Below are 17,128 nucleotides of genomic sequence, written 5' to 3'. Positions count from 1 at the left end.
TTACAGCGCTCGCTTCCAAGAAGCTATAATTGTTTTAGTTACCGTAGGTTAAGTTTGCCAACTATTGAGATATCTATGTAATATTTGAGTTTTAGTAAACTTAAAAGCTTTAATATTGTTTATATTGTATTAGGTTTTTTAAAAGAGTAGAAATATGAAGGCAATGACATCATTATCCGATATTCTGGATAAACTAAGAACGGAAGGGTATACACTTGATTTTAATGTTGTAGAAGATCATATGGTATTTGTTCCTGGGAAAACAAAATTAGATCCCAACCAGTTTAAAATCGATCGATATTTTAGGTTTGAAGGACAAAGTGATCCCGACGATCAAGCTATAGTTTATGCCATATCTTCGAAAGACGGTAAGCAAAAGGGCGTATTAGTTAACAGTTATGGTTTGTATTCGGATGAGGCAACCAATAAAATTATCTCCTTGTTAGAGCAGCAGGAAGATTAACGCCTTGTAATAATTATGCAGCTTAGTATAGCCAAGCTGCATCTTCTTTATTATCACTTTCTTGAAGTTCTACTTCGACATGTTCTTTTAGAATTGTAGATAGCTTCAGCCCGTAATAATCACTGAAAAGGGGAAACTGATGGTGTGAACGGTCTATTAAAACCGCTGTCCTGATGCGTTTAAGAGGAATATTTAAGAATACACCAAGCCCATATGCTAGTGTACGCCCACTATTCAGTACATCATCTACCAAAACAATAACTTTATTTTCGGCTATATTTATCGGTTTATCTGTAGAACCCTCTAAGCTACGTTTATCTTTAGCAATAGTTATTTTGATAAGTTCAAAATCTTTGTTAGGAGAAATTTCGCGTAGAATCTTTTGTAATCTTTGCGCAAATATATAACCGCGTTCGGCAATGCCGACTAGTACAATGGATGGTTCTTCAAAATTGTCTTCTAAAATCTGATAGGCAATCCGAATAGACTTTTGGCGAATCTGTTCCTTATTTAAAATAAGAGTTCTTTTATTAGACATGTTTGTTTATTGTATATGAGTAAAAGTACTAATTTTTTAAATATAATCCTTATTTGAGTGCATTATAGACTATAAAAACTTTACTCCCCGACTGGCCTATTCCATTAAAAAAGGCCTGAACATTTTACAGTCGTTCAGGCCTTTTCCTATTAGTATGTTACTAGCTTTAATTTAAATTAAGATTGTCTTCCGTACTTGCATCAGCCGTCATGACACGTGCATCTTCAGGTGGTCTACCACCGTTATAAAAGTAGCGTTTCCAGTAGGCATCATTTAAGTCACTTACCATTACCCCTCTACTTGTAGAGGCATGCGCAAATTTATCATCACCTAAGAAAACACCAACGTGTGTGATGTTTCTACTACGGATTTTAAAGAAAACTAAATCTCCGGGCTGAAGCTCTTTCTTTGAAATAGTTTTAACGTTGGCATATTGGTTACGGCTGTTATATCCTATGGTTGTATTAAAGACATTCTCATAAACGGCTAGTGAAAACTTAGAGCAGTCTATTCCCTTTTTCGAGTCTCCTCCTAAACGGTAGGGAGTTCCCAACCATTCGTAAACAAACTGATATAGTTTAGTATTGGACATTGCGTTTGTAGCAACACCCATTATTTGAGAGAAATATTCTTTAGCTAGATTATCAGGGTCGGTTGAGGTAGAGTTAGGCTTTGATGTTTGAGCCTGGGATACAGAGCATAATGCTGAAAATAAGAGCATTCCTGCTACTAGTTTCTTAAAGTCCATTTATTCCTAATTAGTTCACCTTCTGTTAATTAATTCGATTGTGTTTCAATGATACTGTGGCAAATCTACTACAATATGCCTACGCTTCCAAACAAAATGGAGGATATTTAACAGAATATTAACTATTTTTAACATATGAGCGTTGAAAAGTATTCTCACGCCCCTTGTGTTAAATATTGGAAAAGCACGCTGTAGGTACTTTTATTAATGATTTGATAAATTATTGGTCAAATGCTTGATATATTAAAAATAATTGTTTTATATTTGAATTGATTTTCAATAAGACATGATATTAGGTACAACAATTACAATTATTATTATTACCACCGGGATAAGTCATCGGAGGGAGTAATTCTATTGTGTAATTAAATATGTGCATATAAAATAGAGCCTTCCTCGACAAGTGGAAGGCTTTTTTTATTGCTAGTAACTAATAACTGATTATTGATTTTTTTACTGACACTATTTATAACTTAACATAACAATTGAAATGAAAGTATTAAAATTCGGAGGGTCATCTGTAGGCAATGTAGAAAGCATAAAGGCTGTTTTAGACATTGTAAAGTCTTCATATGAGCGGGGTGAGCAACCTTTGGTTGTCTTTTCTGCCATGTCAGGAGTGACCAATTTATTAACTGCCATGGCAGATAACGCAGCTGATAGCCTCCCTTTTGAAGATGATTTATCTGATTTAGAAGAAAGACATTTTGAGATTGTTAGAAAATTAATTTCGGTCAAATATCAGAATCCGGTTTTTACGCGGTTAAAATTGTTAATAAATGAGTTGGATGATATCTTGCAGGGTATTAGTGCTATTAAAGAATTAAGTACACAAAGTAGGGATCTTATTATATCTTTTGGGGAGAGACTTTCTACTTTCCTGATGTCTAAAATTATGGAGCAATATATAGAGCAAACCGCCTATATCAATGCTGTAGAATATATAAAAACGGACTCTAACTTTGGCAATGCACATATTAATGAAGCATATACTGCAACGCTAATTAAGAGCTTATTTCAAGATCGTTCCGATCGACTTTATTTTGTGACCGGTTTCATTGGATCTAACGATGAAAATAGAATAACAACTTTAGGACGCGGCGGTTCTGATTATACAGCAGCTATCTTCGCATCGGTTCTTGATGCGTCGTCTATTGAAATATGGACTGATGTAAATGGGATGCTGACAGCTGACCCACGGATTGTTAAAAAGGCTTTTTCGCAGCGGGTTCTGTCTTACACAGAAGCTATGGAGCTCTCTTACTTTGGGGCAAAAGTGATTTATCCGCCAACGATGATTCCTGCTTTTCTGAAGAAAATACCTATTGTCATAAAGAATACTTTTGAGCCCGAATTTGAAGGAACAACGATTCAGTTTGATAGCGGTGAGTCTAATTATCCTATTAAAGGAATTTCTTCTATAGCAGATATATCTGTTATTAATTTATCGGGAAGTGGTATGGTAGGGAAGTCCGGTTTTAGTGGTAGGCTGTTTACGCTCTTGGCCAGAGCGCAAATAAATGTAGTGCTCATAACACAGTCATCTTCGGAGCACAGTATCAGTTTTGCCGTACATCCAAGTGACGCTGCTCAAGCGCTTAAAATAATTAAACAGGAGTTTGAGCTCGAGTTGCAAGCGAATATGTTAGTTATGCCTGTTATAGAAGATAACCTGTCGGTACTGGCTATAGTGGGAGAGAACATGAAAAGAACTCCTGGAATGTCTGGGAGATTGTTTTCTGCTTTAGGACGCAACGGTATTAATGTACGTGCTATTGCACAGGGATCTTCAGAACTTAATATATCTGTTATAATCAGTAAAGAGAATTTAGCGAAAGCTTTAAATGCTGTGCACGATGCCTTCTTTTCACAACTGAAAAAAACATTACACGTGTTTAGTTTAGGAACAGGAAATATTGGTGCAACAATGTTTAGGCAGATCCGTGAACAACATGCTTTTTTAGTCGACCATAGTGATATAGAAATTAAAGTCGTAGGGATATCTAATTCTAGAAAGATGTTATTTGAAAATGATGGGATAAACTTAGCCTGTTGGGATAAAAGCTTAGATGAGAATGGAGAGAAAGCAGACTTGACTGTTTTTATTGAACGGATGAAAGCCATGAATTTGCCCAATTGTGTATTTGTAGATAATACAGCAAGTAGTTTACCAACTACGCATTATGTTGATATATTGAAATCTACTATCTCGATCGTTACTTGTAATAAAATTGCAAACTCAGGAGCCTATGAACAGTATAAATTACTGCACGATACCGCAAGGAAGTATGGCGTAGATTTCTTCTATGAGACAAATGTAGGAGCAGGTTTACCTATTGTTCGGGTACTGAAAGATCTGATGTTGAGTGGCGATAGAATCGTGAAGATAGAGGCCATATTATCAGGAACAATATCTTATATATTTAATAATTTTATAGGAGATGTGTCTTTTTATGAAGTTGTAAAAAAAGCGCAAGAGTTAGGTTATACCGAGCCTGATCCGAGAGATGACTTGGGCGGAATAGACTTTATGCGAAAGATGTTGATTTTGGCTCGTGATGCCGGTTATGCTATTGAAGCAGAGGATGTTGATTTAGGTGCAATATTGCCAGAGTCGTGCCTGAAAGCAAAGTCTGTAGAAGATTTTTATGCAGAGTTGCTGAAAGAGGAAGGCTATTTCAAGGCTATTAAAGAGAAGGCATTGCTTGAAAATAAGGTGATTAGGTATATAGGTAAGTTGATAGACGGTAAAGTATCTATTGCTTTGGAGCTCGTGGACAGTGAACATCCTTTTTATAGTCTATCTGGAAGTGATAATATTATTTCCTTTACGACAGATAGGTATAAAGAGCGGCCTTTGGTAGTAAAAGGACCTGGAGCAGGCGCAGAGGTTACTGCAGCAGGTGTATTTGCTGACCTTGTCAATGTAGGCGTATAAATAGTTAATAAGTAGTTCTTCGTAGAGTAAGAATTAAAAAAAGAAAATGATGAATTATAGTAATACTATTCTTGAGAGTAATTTACGGGTCAACCCGGCAGGAATAAAAGATAAAGTACATGTTTTTGCTCCCGCTACGGTGGCCAATATGATATGCGGTTTTGATATTTTAGGATTTGCTGTAGATTATCCAGGCGACGAGGTAATAATGTACAGAGTTGAAAATCCAGGCGTGAGAATACGATCTATAGTGGGAGATGAAGGCAGGTTGCCCTTGGATGCGGATAAAAACACAGTGAGTGCTTGTGTGAAGATGTTGCTTATCGATTTAGGCATGGAGAAGGAGATCGGTGTTGAAATAGAGCTTATCAAACATATGCCTATAGGGAGTGGTTTGGGTTCAAGCTCAGCAAGCACAGTAGCAGGTTTATTTGCTATTAATGAGCTATTAGGGCGGCCATTGACAAAAGCCGAGTTGATGCCTTATTGTGTAGAAGGGGAGCGCCTTGCTTGCGGGCATGGTCATGCTGATAATGTTGCACCTGCTTTAATGGGAGGTATTACATTGATTAGAGGGCATGAACCTTTGGACATCATTAAATTGCCAGTCCCTGAAGAGCTATATGCAGGTATTGTTTTCCCTAAGGTAGATGTTCCTACACGAGATGCTCGAAAACTGATAAAAGAAAAGGTATTATTAAAAGATGCGGTTACACAGTGGGGAAATATAGCTGGATTAATGGCTGGTTTGTATGAAGCTGACTATAGTTTGATTAGTAGAAGTATGAAGGATGTATTGATCGAACCAACCCGAGCAATTTTAATTCCTGAATTTTATGAAATGAGACGTATAGCGGAAGAAGTTGGTGTTTTAAGTTTTGGTATCTCGGGTTCTGGACCATCTGTAGTTGCTATATCAAGAGGGAAGGAGGGAGCAGAACAAGTTGTCGAGCGCATTCAGGAACATTTAACAAATTGTGATATTGAAAGTTTTAAGTATGTGTCTGCTGTCAACCTGAATGGACCGAGGGTTGTTTAAGTAATAAAAAAACAGATTATACACATTTGAATAAAGATATAAATAATGAAATTATACAGTACAAATAATAAGTCTCTTGAAGTGTCTTTTCGCGACGCTGTGTTTAATTCGCTTCCTGTTGATAATGGGCTTTATATGCCCCAATCTATACCTCAACTTGATGCCGCTTTTATAAAAAATATTCAGCAGTATTCATTACAGGAAATCGGAGTAAAAGTTGCCCATGCGCTTATTGGAGATGCCATTCCTTTTGACGACCTAAAGAAGATTGTTTATGACGCGATTAACTTTGATGCCCCCGTTAAATTTCTTGATGCAGATCTCGCCGTTTTAGAGCTTTTTCACGGGCCATCGTTTGCTTTTAAAGATTTTGGTGCACGTTTTATGAGTCGGGTTATGGGCTACTTTTCGAGTGCCGACGATCAATTGTTAGATGTGCTTGTTGCCACATCTGGCGATACGGGAGGAGCAGTTGCGCTTGGGTTTTTAGGTGTAGCAGGCACTCGTGTTACTATACTGTACCCGAAAGGTAAAGTATCTAAAGTGCAAGAAGAACAATTAACAACCAATGGACAGAACATACGTGCTATAGAAGTGGACGGTACTTTCGATGATTGCCAAGATCTTGTGAAAAGAGCCTTTAATGATGCAGAATTGAAAACATCTCTTAGGTTAACTTCAGCTAACTCTATCAACATTGCCCGTTTGATACCACAAACATTTTATTACTTTTGGGCTTATGCGCAATTGAAGTCACAAGGGGTTGAAGAGGGCGTTTTTACAGTACCTAGCGGTAATTTTGGCAATATTGGTGCAGGCTTGTTAGCTTATAAAATGGGGCTGCCGGTAAAGCATTTTGTTGCAGGAACAAATGTGAATGACACCGTTCCACGTTATTTATTGAGTGGCGAGTATGAGCCAAAACCCTCTGTCCAGACATTGGCTAATGCTATGGACGTAGGAAACCCGAGTAATTGGGTGCGTATACAGGATATGTTTGCAAATTCTTTGTCTGACTTGAATCAGCTAATATCCTCGTATACCTATACAGACCAAGAAACACAAGAAGGTATGCAGGAATTATACGATAAGTATGGATACATAGCCTGCCCACATACGGCAATTGCATTTAAGGCTGCTCAAGCTTACAAAAGCCATAATCAAGGTAATTTTGCGTCAATTTTTCTGTCTACTGCCCACCCATGCAAATTTCCAGATGCTATAGATAAAGAGCTCTTTGTTAAGGTGAAATCTCCGAAAGGAGTGGATTCTCTTGGGAGTGAGAAAAAACAAACAGTCGAGATGCCTGTCGATTATGGTTTGTTTAAGGAATATTTATTAGCCCATAACTAAGTGAAAAAGCTCGATTGTTTGAATCGAGCTTTTTTTATTTTAATAATACCTTGTGTTTATTTAAAAGCATTTAGCCATGCTTGTGCCATAAGATTAGCACCAGCTAATGTTGTGTGCACACCGTCAGTCGTCCAATAGCTTCCCGGGGCATGTTTTTCAGCTTTATCAAAAACAGATTGATAGGGTATAAAAGTTGCTTTAAACTCCTTTGCAATTTCTTTTGTCACTTGTTGGTACTCTGGAAAGTCTGGATACCAATCCTCGGTCACGTGTTTTACATTCTTTACAGCAAAAGGTTCTCCAATAATAAGTTGAACGTTTGGAGACTTTTGTAGAGTTTGTTCAAGAAGCTGTTGATACTGCTGTTTAAACTGGGCAGGGCTGTTGCTAGCTCCACTATCTTTTGTTCTCCAAAAGTCATTTACGCCTATGAGGATACTTAGAATATCAGGGTTAATGGAAAATGTATCTTTTTCCCATCGGTTGATCAAATCGGGGACACGGTTTCCGCTTATTCCTTTATTGTAGATAGCTAAGTTTTTAGAAGCATGGTTATTTAAAAGCTCACTTGCAGCTAACATAGCATAGCCGTTACCAAAAGCATTTGCCACATTAGGCTGCATATTTTCTTTATTTCTTCCGGCATCCGTTATAGAGTCACCTTGAAATAATATTACAGCATCTTTTTTGATATTGATCCTTGCTATGTTTGTTGTTATACGCTCATTTGCTGCTATAGTGTGGGTTATGGCAGCAGTGCTACCTAATGCTAATAGGCTCTTTGTGATAAAGTTTCTTCTAGACTCCATTGTGTGTTGTATAAGTTGATTAGATCTTGAAATTAAGTTATTTAACAGAATTTATCAAGAGCCTCTCTTATTATTTTACATGCATTTTTAATTTCTTCCTCAGAGATAGTCAATGGAGGGGCAATACGCAGGGCTGTTTCACAATGTAAATACCAATCAATCATTAATCCATTGGCAGCACAATAGCTACTCACATTGTATACCTGTTCAAATGATTCCAGTTGTAAACACATCATGAGGCCCAATCCGCGAATCTCCTTTATTTTGTCAGATTCTAGTTCTCTTCTAAATAATTGTGCTTTGGCTTCTACTTGTGCAACTAGTTTTTCTTCTTGAATGACAGCCAAAGAGGCTTTTGCTGCTGCACAGCTTACTGGATGCCCGCCAAATGTGGTAATATGTCCTAAGATGGGGTTGTCTTTAATAACATCCATTATTTCTTTACGGGCTACAAAAGCTCCTAATGGCATACCACCACCTATTCCCTTGGCTAACATTAATATATCAGGCTGTACATTAAAATGCTCAAACGCAAACATTCGGCCTGTTCGTCCAAACCCTGTCTGTATTTCATCAAATATCAGAAGTGCTCCCATTTCATCACATCTTTTGCGCAATGATGTGATAAATTCAAGAGTAGGAACACGAACACCGGCCTCACCTTGGATTGTTTCAATAATTACTGCAGCCGTATTTTCGGTGATAGCTTCTAATGACTTGCTATCATTTAATTTGATAAAATCAATTTCGGGTAAAAGTGGGGCATACGCTGTGCGGTAATCTATATTTCCTATTAGACTCAGAGCTCCCTGTGTGCTGCCGTGGTATGCTTTCTCTGTCGCAATTATCTGACGCCGGCCTGTGAATTTTTTTGCTATTTTCATCGAGCCCTCAACAGCTTCAGCACCACTGTTTGTGAAATAAACGGATTGAAAACTGCTTGGTAAGATCTCTAATAATGCGGTGGCAAACTGTACTTGTGGGGCCTGAACAAATTCTCCGTAGACTGTTACATGTAAATATCGATTTATCTGATCTGTGATAGCATCAATAACACGCGGATGGCGATGACCAATATTGCTGACATTAAAACCTGACACTAAATCTATATATTTCTCTCCATTAGGGCCGTAAAGATAGATTCCCTCTGCTTTTACAATTTCAAATAAGCGTGGAGAAGTAGACGTTTGCGCTGTGTTCTGAAGAAAAAGTTCTCGATTGCTAATCATAGTAATATATAAAAAGATAAAATTAAGAATATAAATTATGTCAGTATACTCTATTGTTGCAAAAAGTATAGCTGATATAAAATAGTACTGATGTAGTGGTGGTTTTTATAAAAAAAGCGCTGATTTTATCTAGCGCTGTCTTCTTTGTAATTCTTTATAGAGCAATTCTCTAAAGTCCTGTTCGATTTCAAAAAACTGAGCGGCCCTGGAGTTACCTATTACTTCAGCGAACTTATTTCGATATTGTTTTTTTATATTCAACTCCTGCGCATCATAGGATAAAATATCCCGCTGGCCAGTGCCCCGGAATGAGTTTTTATTATTCTGTAATGAGCTGCTAGCAGCAGAGCCTGTTTTTGCCGAGCGTACAGCCCATACTTCTTTTGTGTATTGATTGTAAATCGGGAAAAACTTCTGAGCTTCAGAACGGGTTAAATTAAGCTCTTTAGTGATATAAGCTATTTTTTCATTTTCAATTGCCTCAAATCTTTTTGAATCCCTGTCTTGTGCAACAGCTGATTCGCTGATGAGTAGAATAGAAAAAAAAGCAGTGATGAAAAAAAACTGAATACGAAACATTATAGCATATAATTTAAATAGTCCTTGATGTCATCTTCTTCAACATGTTTGCAAATACCGTCCGAATCGCCCGGGTGGTACATGTATTCCATTATATAATAAACATCTTCATTACAGGTTGATGAGGCAAGGTAATTGATAATCTCATCATCTGATATGCTTGAAAGAGCTGGCTCTTCTATATGGTTAATATTTTCTTGTTTTAAAGCATAATAAGCACCGAAAGCTAATACAAAACTAATACAAGCTGCTGCTGCATAGTTTAACCATTTTTGTATAGGCAGACGCCTAATAGTTTTTTCAACTTTATTAGAATGAGCGGTTTGAAAAACTTTTTCTTTAATAAGTTCAGAACTTCTGTTAAAGTACTGCTCTGGAACTTCAAAGCCACTTGCCGATGCTTGTTGTTTTAAACGTTGCTCAGCCAAGGTGCTCGCAATAGTAGAAGAGAGCTCGTTAAAATAATCTTCGGGTACTGTAAAGCCTACATTATCTTTCGTAATGGTGTCTATACGTGATTTGGCTTTAAGTTGTTCCGTTAAGTTAGCGAAGTAGTCTTCTGGAACTGCCCATAAGTTTTCTGGCTTTTCTAGATAGCCTTCAAGCTTCGTTTGTTCTAGGATACGTTGTTTTAAATCTTCGAAATAATTCACTGGGAGATCAGCTGTAGACTCCAAGTTGTTTCTCGATTTTTCAATAGTAATTAACTTACGAATAGTATTTGCTGATTCAGAAAAATAGTTATCAGGTACGGTAAAGGGATTTTTACGTAGTATCTCGGGAAGGCTGATACCTTCTGCTCCGTTATGATATATACCTTTTTCTTTCATGCTACCAATATAGAATAAAAAAAAATCAAAAGGTTTAATCGTTAGTGGTAAGAAACTGTTCTATTTTTTTTACCGCTAAGTGATAGGAAGCTTTTAATGCTCCTACACTAGTACCTACGATTTCTGAAATTTCGTCATACTTTAGGTCTTCAAAATACTTCATATTAAAAACCAAGCGTTGCTTTTCAGGTAGTGTTAGAATAGCTTGCTGAAGTTTCATTTGTGCTTGATCACCATTGAAATATGAACTGTCGGATAACGACTCTGCTAAATAAGCAGAACTGTCGTCATCTAACGACAGGTTCTGCTTTTGTTTTTTCTTATTTAAGAATGTTATACATTCATTTGTCGCAATACGGTATAACCACGTGTAGAGTTGCGAATCTTTTCGAAACTTGTCTAGGTTACGCCATACTTTAATAAAAACATCCTGTATAACATCATCGGCGTCATCATGGTTAATGACCATTCGACGTACATGCCAATATAGTTTTTGTTGGTATTTTTCTAACAAATGTCCGAACGCTTCTTCACGCGTACGCTCATCAGCAAATTTAGAAATGATTAGGGCGTCATCCATTTGTTTAAAAAGCTTACTTTCTTGTAATTACCTTTCGTGCAGCCGCTACAATAGCAGCAGAGTTTAAACCATATTTATCCATAAGTTCTGCAGGTGTACCTGACTCGCCGAAGCTATCATCTACTGCTACAAATTCTTGTGGAGTTGGCAATTTGCTTGCTAATAATTGTGCAACGCTGTCACCTAAGCCTCCAAGACGGTTATGCTCTTCCGCAGTAACTACACAGCCTGTTTTAGTAACAGATTTTAGTATAGCGTCAGCATCAAGTGGCTTAATTGTGTGTATATTAATGATTTCAGCATTAATGCCTAGTTTCTCTAACTCTTCACCCGCCTGTATAGCTTCCCAAACCAAGTGACCTGTTGCAATTATAGTAACATCTGCACCTTCGTTAAGCATTACTGCTTTACCAATTTCAAACTTTTGGTCGGCAGGGGTAAAGTTAGGAACTACCGGACGGCCGAAACGTAAGTAAACCGGACCTTCGTGTTCTACCAAAGCAATAGTTGCTGCTTTAGTCTGATTGTAATCACAAGGATTAATAACAGTCATTCCCGGTAACATTTTCATCAAACCGATATCTTCCAGTATTTGATGTGTAGCACCATCTTCACCTAGGGTTAACCCCGCATGTGAAGCACATATTTTCACATTCTTTCCAGAATATGCAATAGATTGACGTATTTGGTCATAAACACGACCTGTGGAGAAGTTCGCAAATGTACCTGTGAAAGGTATTTTACCACCTATTGTTAAACCGGCTGCGATTCCCATCATATTGGCTTCTGCAATACCTATTTGGAAAAAACGCTCAGGAAACTCATTAATGAAATCATTCATCTTCAGAGACCCGATTAAGTCTGCACAAAGAGCAACAACGTTTTCGTTTTGTTTTCCAGCCTCTACTAACCCAGCTCCAAAACCAGAACGTGTATCTTTTGATTCAGTGTATGTATATTTTTTCATTCTTACTAAAATTGAGAAGTATAAGCTGTTTATTACTCTTAAAACTAGCTTACGCTTGAGATCTCGTATCTAAAAATTAATAATCTCCAATAGTGCTTGGTAACTGATTTAGAGCACTCTCTAATTGTTCATTATTAGGCGCAATACCGTGCCATTTGTGCGAACCCATCATGAAATCGACACCATTACCCATTTCAGTATGCAGAAGGATAACAATAGGTTTTCCTTTTCCTGTACGTGATTTAGCTTCAGCTAGACCAGCAACAACAGAAGCCATATCATTTCCTTTTTCAACGTCAAGAACATCCCAGCCAAAAGCTTCCCATTTAGCACGTAGGTCGCCAAGTGATAACACTGTATCTGTTGAGCCATCGATTTGTGCTTTATTATAGTCAATAGCTGCTATTAAGTTGTCTACTTTATTATGAGGAGCATACATGGCAGCTTCCCAAACTTGACCTTCTTGTTGCTCGCCATCTCCCATTAGTACATACACTAAGTTTGTGTCGCCGTTAAGTTTTTTAGCTTGTGCTGCGCCGATAGCTACTGAAAGACCTTGACCTAAAGAGCCTGATGCTACACGTATACCTGGTAGGTTATCATGTGTAGTCGGATGGCCCTGTAAGCGGGTATTGATTTTACGGAAAGTACTCAGTTCGCTAACTGGAAAATAACCTGCGCGTGCTAAAGTACTATAAAAAACAGGGGAAATATGACCATTGGACAAGAAGAATAGGTCTTCGCCTATACCATTCATATTGAATTTGGGGTCGTGTTTCATTGCATGAAAGTATAATGCAACAAAGTAATCTGCACATCCCAAAGAACCTCCCGGGTGACCAGACTGACAGGCATGAACCATACGAACAATGTCACGTCTTACTTGCGTAGCGATCTGTTCAAGTTTGTTAATATCTGCACTCATTTTTGATATATAATTTTTCGATTATTTGAAAGGCAAAGTTAGTGATTTTTTATTTAAGACTCTTTGTTTAAATACATAGTAAGAGCATTGTAGCTTTTAGATCTCAGGTAGGGGTGGGGAGAGCTCACAACATAGAAGCGATCTCTTCATGTAATAGGAAAAGTATGTTTGTTTTTTTCTTATAAATAAGTGAAGGCGGACCTAGGTCCGCCTTCACTTATTTATAATTCAATAGCTCTTACATAGATTCAGCTACGACCTCTTCCACTTCAGGAACCATTCTTTTAAGTAAACCTTCAATGCCTGATTTTAATGTAATTGTTGATGAAGGGCATCCACTGCACGAGCCACGAAGCTCAACAGTGACAATACCTTGATCGAAAGAACGGTAAGCAATTGCTCCACCATCCTGTTCTACAGCTGGGCGTACATAATCATGCAGTACCTGTTGTATTTTAATTTCTATTTCCGATCCTTCGAAGTCAACCTCTTCAGAGTGTTCTATGGGTTTTACTGCCAGTTCAGACTCTACCGCTCCTTTTACAAAATCTTTTAAAATAGCTTCAATATCTGACCAATCTATCCCTTCCGATTTTGTAACTGTAACAAAGTTGCTTGCAAAAAACACTCCTTCTACAAAATTAAATTTAAACAATTCTTTAGCAAACGGAGATTCTTCTGCTTTTTCACGAGAAGGATAATCCAAACTACCATTGATTAATAGTTTGTTTACCAAGAATTTCATCGTGGCTGGGTTAGGAGTTGATTCTGTATATACGTTAATAGTTGCCATGTTTCTAATTTTTTCAAAAACAAATATACGTTAAAAGTTAATAAGTGCCGGTCATCGTCAGGTAAAAGCTTACAGGGCAACTCCCGTGTAATTGCTTGGTGATATAGCTTTTATTTCTTTTTTAACGTCATCGGAAATAGCTAATCCATCAATAAATGCAGCAATATTTTCTTTACTAATGTGCGTATTTGTGCGTGTTAAATCTTTTAATGCTTCATAAGGTTTTGGATAGCCCTCTCGGCGTAATATTGTTTGTATTGCCTCGGCTACAACAGCCCAGTTTTTTTCTAAGTCTGTTTGTAAACTAGGTTCGTGAAGAATAAGTTTGTTTAAACCTCGGATAGTCGAGTTAAGGGCAATAATAGAGTGCGCAAAAGGTACGCCTATATTTCTTAATACAGTAGAGTCTGTCAGATCTCTTTGTAATCTGGAAATGGGGAGCTTAGCAGCTAGGTGCTCGAAGAGTGCATTTGCCAAACCTAAATTGCCCTCTGCATTTTCAAAATCAATAGGGTTGACTTTATGTGGCATTGCAGACGAGCCTATCTGTCCGGCTGTAATTTTTTGTTTGAAATAATCCATAGATATGTAGGTCCACATATCTCGGCACAAATCTATTAAAATGTTATTTATACGTTTTAACGCATCAAATCCGGCAGCAAGGTTGTCATAGTGCTCTATTTGCGTCGTAGTTTGCGAACGGTTAAGTTGCAGATTTTCCGAGACAAACTTGTTTGCAAAGTCTACCCAGTTTATAGTAGGGTAGGCAACGTGGTGTGCATTGAAGTTACCGGTAGCTCCGCCAAACTTTGCAGAGAACGGAATGGTCTTTAAAGTATTTAATTGAATTTCTATTCTTTCAACAAACACTTTGATTTCTTTACCTAAGCGGGTAGGCGAAGCTGGCTGTCCATGTGTACGTGCCAACATGGGTACATCTTTCCATTCTTCTACCTGTGTTTTTAAAGTTTGAAGTAGAGCATCAATAAGAGGGAGGTATGTGTTGTTGATAGCAGCCTTCCAAGCATAAGGTATAGCTGTGTTATTGACGTCTTGTGAAGTTAATCCAAAATGTATAAACTCTAAGGAGTCATGTAAGCCAAGTTTTTCAAACTCATTTTTTAAAAAGTATTCTACGGCTTTGACATCGTGGTTTGTGATTTTTTCCTGATCTTTTATCCACTGTGCATCATCTACTGAAAAATTCTTGTAAATATTCCTGAGACGATCGTTTAGCGACCCATCAAAGTGAGATAATTGTGGAATGCCCGATTCGCATAACGCAATAAAATATTCTACTTCTACAAGTACACGGAATTTGATTAGAGCAAACTCTGAGAAATATTCTGATAGTGAATTTGTACTTGTATAATATCTTCCATCTATGGGGCTAACAGCTGTTAGGGGGGATAAGTTCATTTTTAATAAATTTTCAACAAAAATAAGAAAATCAGGCGCTTGTTGCAATTTATTGGAACAAAGAAAAAGCCCGTACAATTTGTACAGGCTTTTAGAAGTATTTTAAATACTATTCGAATTACTGAACGTTTTCAACTTTCTCAGCGATTGAATCTGCTTCAGCTTTTACTGAATCAGCAACGTTGTTTAATGAATCAGCAACTGAATCAGCAACGTTTTCAATTTCTGTAGCAACTTCTCCAGCTTTTTCTTCTGTAGTTGTAGTAGCTTCGTTACCACATGATGCGAAAGCAATAGTTAAAGCTAAACCTAAGAATCCGAATTTGAATGAATTTTTCATTTTACTTAATTTTCTATTTAATTGAAACAAACTTGTTTATTTATCCTTTAATACCATTACCTTTAAAAGGTAACCCAGCTTTTTTGAAAAAAAATAAAAACTTTTTACATTTCTGTGTAGTTCTCCTTAAAAGCAGGTGCAAAGGTAATATTGTTTTACAGTAATACAAATAGTTTTTTTGTTTGTGAAAAAATAAATGGAAAATATATAATCGGATGTGATTATGATAAGAAAAATGAAAAGCATTATACAGTTGCTAAAATCGGTTGATTTTAAAAAACTAGAGAGCATTGCAAAGAAAGTAGATATAGAAGCAGTTGTTACTGCTATATCTAAGATGGATGATAAGGAGTTGAAAGCTGTAGAGAAAATGTTGACGAGCGGGGCTAAGAAAAGAGAAGTTCCTCCAATCAACGCTGATTTTTATGGAATAGAAATGAAACTATCGGACGAAGACCGTGCTTTGCAGTTAAAAGTACGTGAGTTTTTAGAAAGGGAAATTAAACCTATCGTAAACAAGTACTGGTTGCATGATGAGTTTCCTTTCGAGGTTATTCCAAAATTAGCTAGCCTTAACGTATGCGGGTATGTGTATGAAGGTTACGGTTGTGCCGGAGGAAGTTCTTTGATGGATGGGATAATTGCTGCAGAATTTGGCCGTATTGATCCTTCCATAGCGACATTCTTAGGTGTACAAAGTGGTTTGGCAATGGGGTCAATCTATATGTGCGGTTCTGAAGAGCAGAAAGAAGAATGGTTGCCAAAAATGCAAAAAATGGAAAAGATCGGATCTTTTGGTCTAACGGAACCTGATGTGGGATCCGCTACTGCTGGTGGATTAACAACAACTTGTAGAAGGACAAAAGATGGATGGTTGCTCAATGGCCAGAAAAAATGGATAGGCAATTCTACATTTTCAGATATTAGTATCATCTGGGCAAGAGATCTAGACGATAATCAGGTTAAAGGTTTTATAGTTAGGAAAGAGAATCCTGGTTTTATGGTCGAAAAAATTAAAGGGAAGATGGCTTTGCGTATTGTTCAAAATGGGCTCATTACGTTAACTGACTGTTTGGTGCCCGAGTCAGATCGGCTGCCTTTAGCAAATAGTTTTAAGGACACCGCTAAGGTTTTGCAAATGACACGTGCTGGTGTTGCCTGGATGGCTGTCGGCTGTGCTAGAGGAGCTTATGAGAATGCATTAGATTATACGCTGCAACGTAAGCAATTTGGTAAACCCATTGCTTCATTTCAGTTGATTCAAAATCATCTGGTCGAAATGTTATCGAATTTAACAGCGATGCAAACTTTAGTCTTTAGGTTGTCGGAGTTACAGGATGAAGGGAAACTGAAAGATGAACACGCTTCTTTGGCAAAGGTCTTTTGTACGATGCGAACACGAGATGTAGTTTCGCGTGCGAGAGAGGTAATGGGTGGTAATGGTATTTTATTAGAATATAATGTAGCCCGTTTCCTGGCTGATGCTGAGGCAATTTATTCTTATGAAGGGACGAAGGAGATCAACTCCTTGATTGTCGGGCGTAGCATCACTGGATTTAGTGCATTTGTTTAGGCCGG

Annotated in this window: 17 protein-coding genes; 5 read left to right on the top strand and 12 right to left on the bottom strand. The window is 37.5% G+C overall.

Going from position 1 to position 17,128, the window contains the following annotated elements; translation table 11 throughout:
• The first annotated feature begins 154 nt into the window (after window positions 1-154).
• Window positions 155-463, top strand: coding sequence for a phosphoribosylpyrophosphate synthetase (locus ORI89_RS09560; RefSeq protein WP_268230239.1), 309 nt, complete (start codon window positions 155-157; stop codon window positions 461-463).
• A gap of 22 nt (window positions 464-485) precedes the next feature.
• On the opposite strand, the gene ORI89_RS09555 is transcribed toward ORI89_RS09560, so the two are convergent.
• Both ORI89_RS09555 and ORI89_RS09550 read right to left on the bottom strand, forming a co-directional pair.
• Window positions 486-1,001 carry a phosphoribosyltransferase family protein gene (locus ORI89_RS09555; protein ID WP_268230238.1) on the bottom strand — a complete coding sequence of 172 codons (516 nt, stop codon included), beginning with the start codon at window positions 999-1,001 and terminating at the stop codon, window positions 486-488.
• Window positions 1,002-1,167: 166 nt separating this feature from the next.
• Window positions 1,168-1,749: a C40 family peptidase gene (locus tag ORI89_RS09550; RefSeq protein ID WP_268230237.1), complete on the bottom strand. Its 582-nt coding sequence runs from the start codon at window positions 1,747-1,749 to the stop codon at window positions 1,168-1,170.
• A 490-nt stretch (window positions 1,750-2,239) separates the two neighbouring features.
• Between ORI89_RS09550 and thrA the strand changes: the two genes are divergently transcribed.
• The 3 genes from thrA to thrC are packed head-to-tail and all read left to right on the top strand — an operon-like array spanning window position 2,240 to window position 7,079.
• Window positions 2,240-4,687, top strand: a complete 2,448-nt coding sequence (thrA, locus tag ORI89_RS09545) for a bifunctional aspartate kinase/homoserine dehydrogenase I (protein ID WP_268230236.1) — start codon at window positions 2,240-2,242, stop codon at window positions 4,685-4,687.
• A 46-nt stretch (window positions 4,688-4,733) separates the two neighbouring features.
• A complete protein-coding gene (locus ORI89_RS09540) occupies window positions 4,734-5,726 on the top strand; it encodes a homoserine kinase (RefSeq protein WP_268230235.1) in 993 nt (330 codons plus the stop codon).
• Between the two features lie 45 nt (window positions 5,727-5,771).
• A complete protein-coding gene (thrC, locus tag ORI89_RS09535) occupies window positions 5,772-7,079 on the top strand; it encodes a threonine synthase (RefSeq protein ID WP_268230234.1) in 1,308 nt (435 codons plus the stop codon).
• Between the two features lie 56 nt (window positions 7,080-7,135).
• Here the strand turns inward: thrC and ORI89_RS09530 are convergent, their stop codons facing one another.
• From ORI89_RS09530 to ORI89_RS09485, 10 genes are all read right to left on the bottom strand, one after another.
• The gene (locus tag ORI89_RS09530; protein WP_268230233.1) at window positions 7,136-7,888 is read right to left on the bottom strand and encodes an SGNH/GDSL hydrolase family protein; all 753 of its coding nucleotides are present in this window, start codon (window positions 7,886-7,888) and stop codon (window positions 7,136-7,138) included.
• 41 nt (window positions 7,889-7,929) lie between these two features.
• Window positions 7,930-9,117: an aspartate aminotransferase family protein gene (locus tag ORI89_RS09525; RefSeq protein WP_268230232.1), complete on the bottom strand. Its 1,188-nt coding sequence runs from the start codon at window positions 9,115-9,117 to the stop codon at window positions 7,930-7,932.
• Window positions 9,118-9,246: 129 nt separating this feature from the next.
• Entirely contained in the window at window positions 9,247-9,696 is a 450-nt protein-coding gene (locus ORI89_RS09520) for a hypothetical protein (protein ID WP_268230231.1), read from the bottom strand.
• The gene (locus tag ORI89_RS09515; protein ID WP_268230230.1) at window positions 9,696-10,526 is read right to left on the bottom strand and encodes a hypothetical protein; all 831 of its coding nucleotides are present in this window, start codon (window positions 10,524-10,526) and stop codon (window positions 9,696-9,698) included. The genes ORI89_RS09520 and ORI89_RS09515 overlap by 1 nt, the downstream gene beginning before the upstream one ends.
• Window positions 10,527-10,560: 34 nt before the next feature.
• The gene (locus ORI89_RS09510) at window positions 10,561-11,106 is read right to left on the bottom strand and encodes an RNA polymerase sigma factor (RefSeq protein ID WP_268230229.1); all 546 of its coding nucleotides are present in this window, start codon (window positions 11,104-11,106) and stop codon (window positions 10,561-10,563) included.
• 13 nt (window positions 11,107-11,119) lie between these two features.
• A complete protein-coding gene (locus ORI89_RS09505) occupies window positions 11,120-12,073 on the bottom strand; it encodes a transketolase family protein (protein ID WP_268230228.1) in 954 nt (317 codons plus the stop codon).
• Window positions 12,074-12,149: 76 nt separating this feature from the next.
• A complete protein-coding gene (locus ORI89_RS09500) occupies window positions 12,150-12,998 on the bottom strand; it encodes a transketolase (protein ID WP_268230227.1) in 849 nt (282 codons plus the stop codon).
• A gap of 238 nt (window positions 12,999-13,236) precedes the next feature.
• On the bottom strand, window positions 13,237-13,791 hold the full coding sequence (locus ORI89_RS09495) for a NifU family protein (RefSeq protein ID WP_268230226.1): 555 nt from the start codon (window positions 13,789-13,791) through the stop codon (window positions 13,237-13,239).
• 69 nt (window positions 13,792-13,860) lie between these two features.
• Window positions 13,861-15,210, bottom strand: a complete 1,350-nt coding sequence (purB, locus tag ORI89_RS09490; RefSeq protein WP_268230225.1) for an adenylosuccinate lyase — start codon at window positions 15,208-15,210, stop codon at window positions 13,861-13,863.
• 118 nt (window positions 15,211-15,328) lie between these two features.
• Window positions 15,329-15,550, bottom strand: coding sequence for a hypothetical protein (locus ORI89_RS09485; RefSeq protein WP_268230224.1), 222 nt, complete (start codon window positions 15,548-15,550; stop codon window positions 15,329-15,331).
• A 235-nt stretch (window positions 15,551-15,785) separates the two neighbouring features.
• Here ORI89_RS09485 and ORI89_RS09480 point away from each other — a divergent pair, with 235 nt between their 5' ends.
• The gene (locus ORI89_RS09480) at window positions 15,786-17,123 is read left to right on the top strand and encodes an acyl-CoA dehydrogenase family protein (RefSeq protein WP_442800878.1); all 1,338 of its coding nucleotides are present in this window, start codon (window positions 15,786-15,788) and stop codon (window positions 17,121-17,123) included.
• Window positions 17,124-17,128: the final 5 nt, after the last annotated feature.

Source organism: Sphingobacterium sp. UT-1RO-CII-1, from assembly GCF_026711005.1.
In the GTDB taxonomy this organism is placed as follows: domain Bacteria; phylum Bacteroidota; class Bacteroidia; order Sphingobacteriales; family Sphingobacteriaceae; genus Sphingobacterium.
Note: the sequence above shows the minus strand (reverse complement) of the source record. Positions and strands in the feature narration are given on the sequence as shown.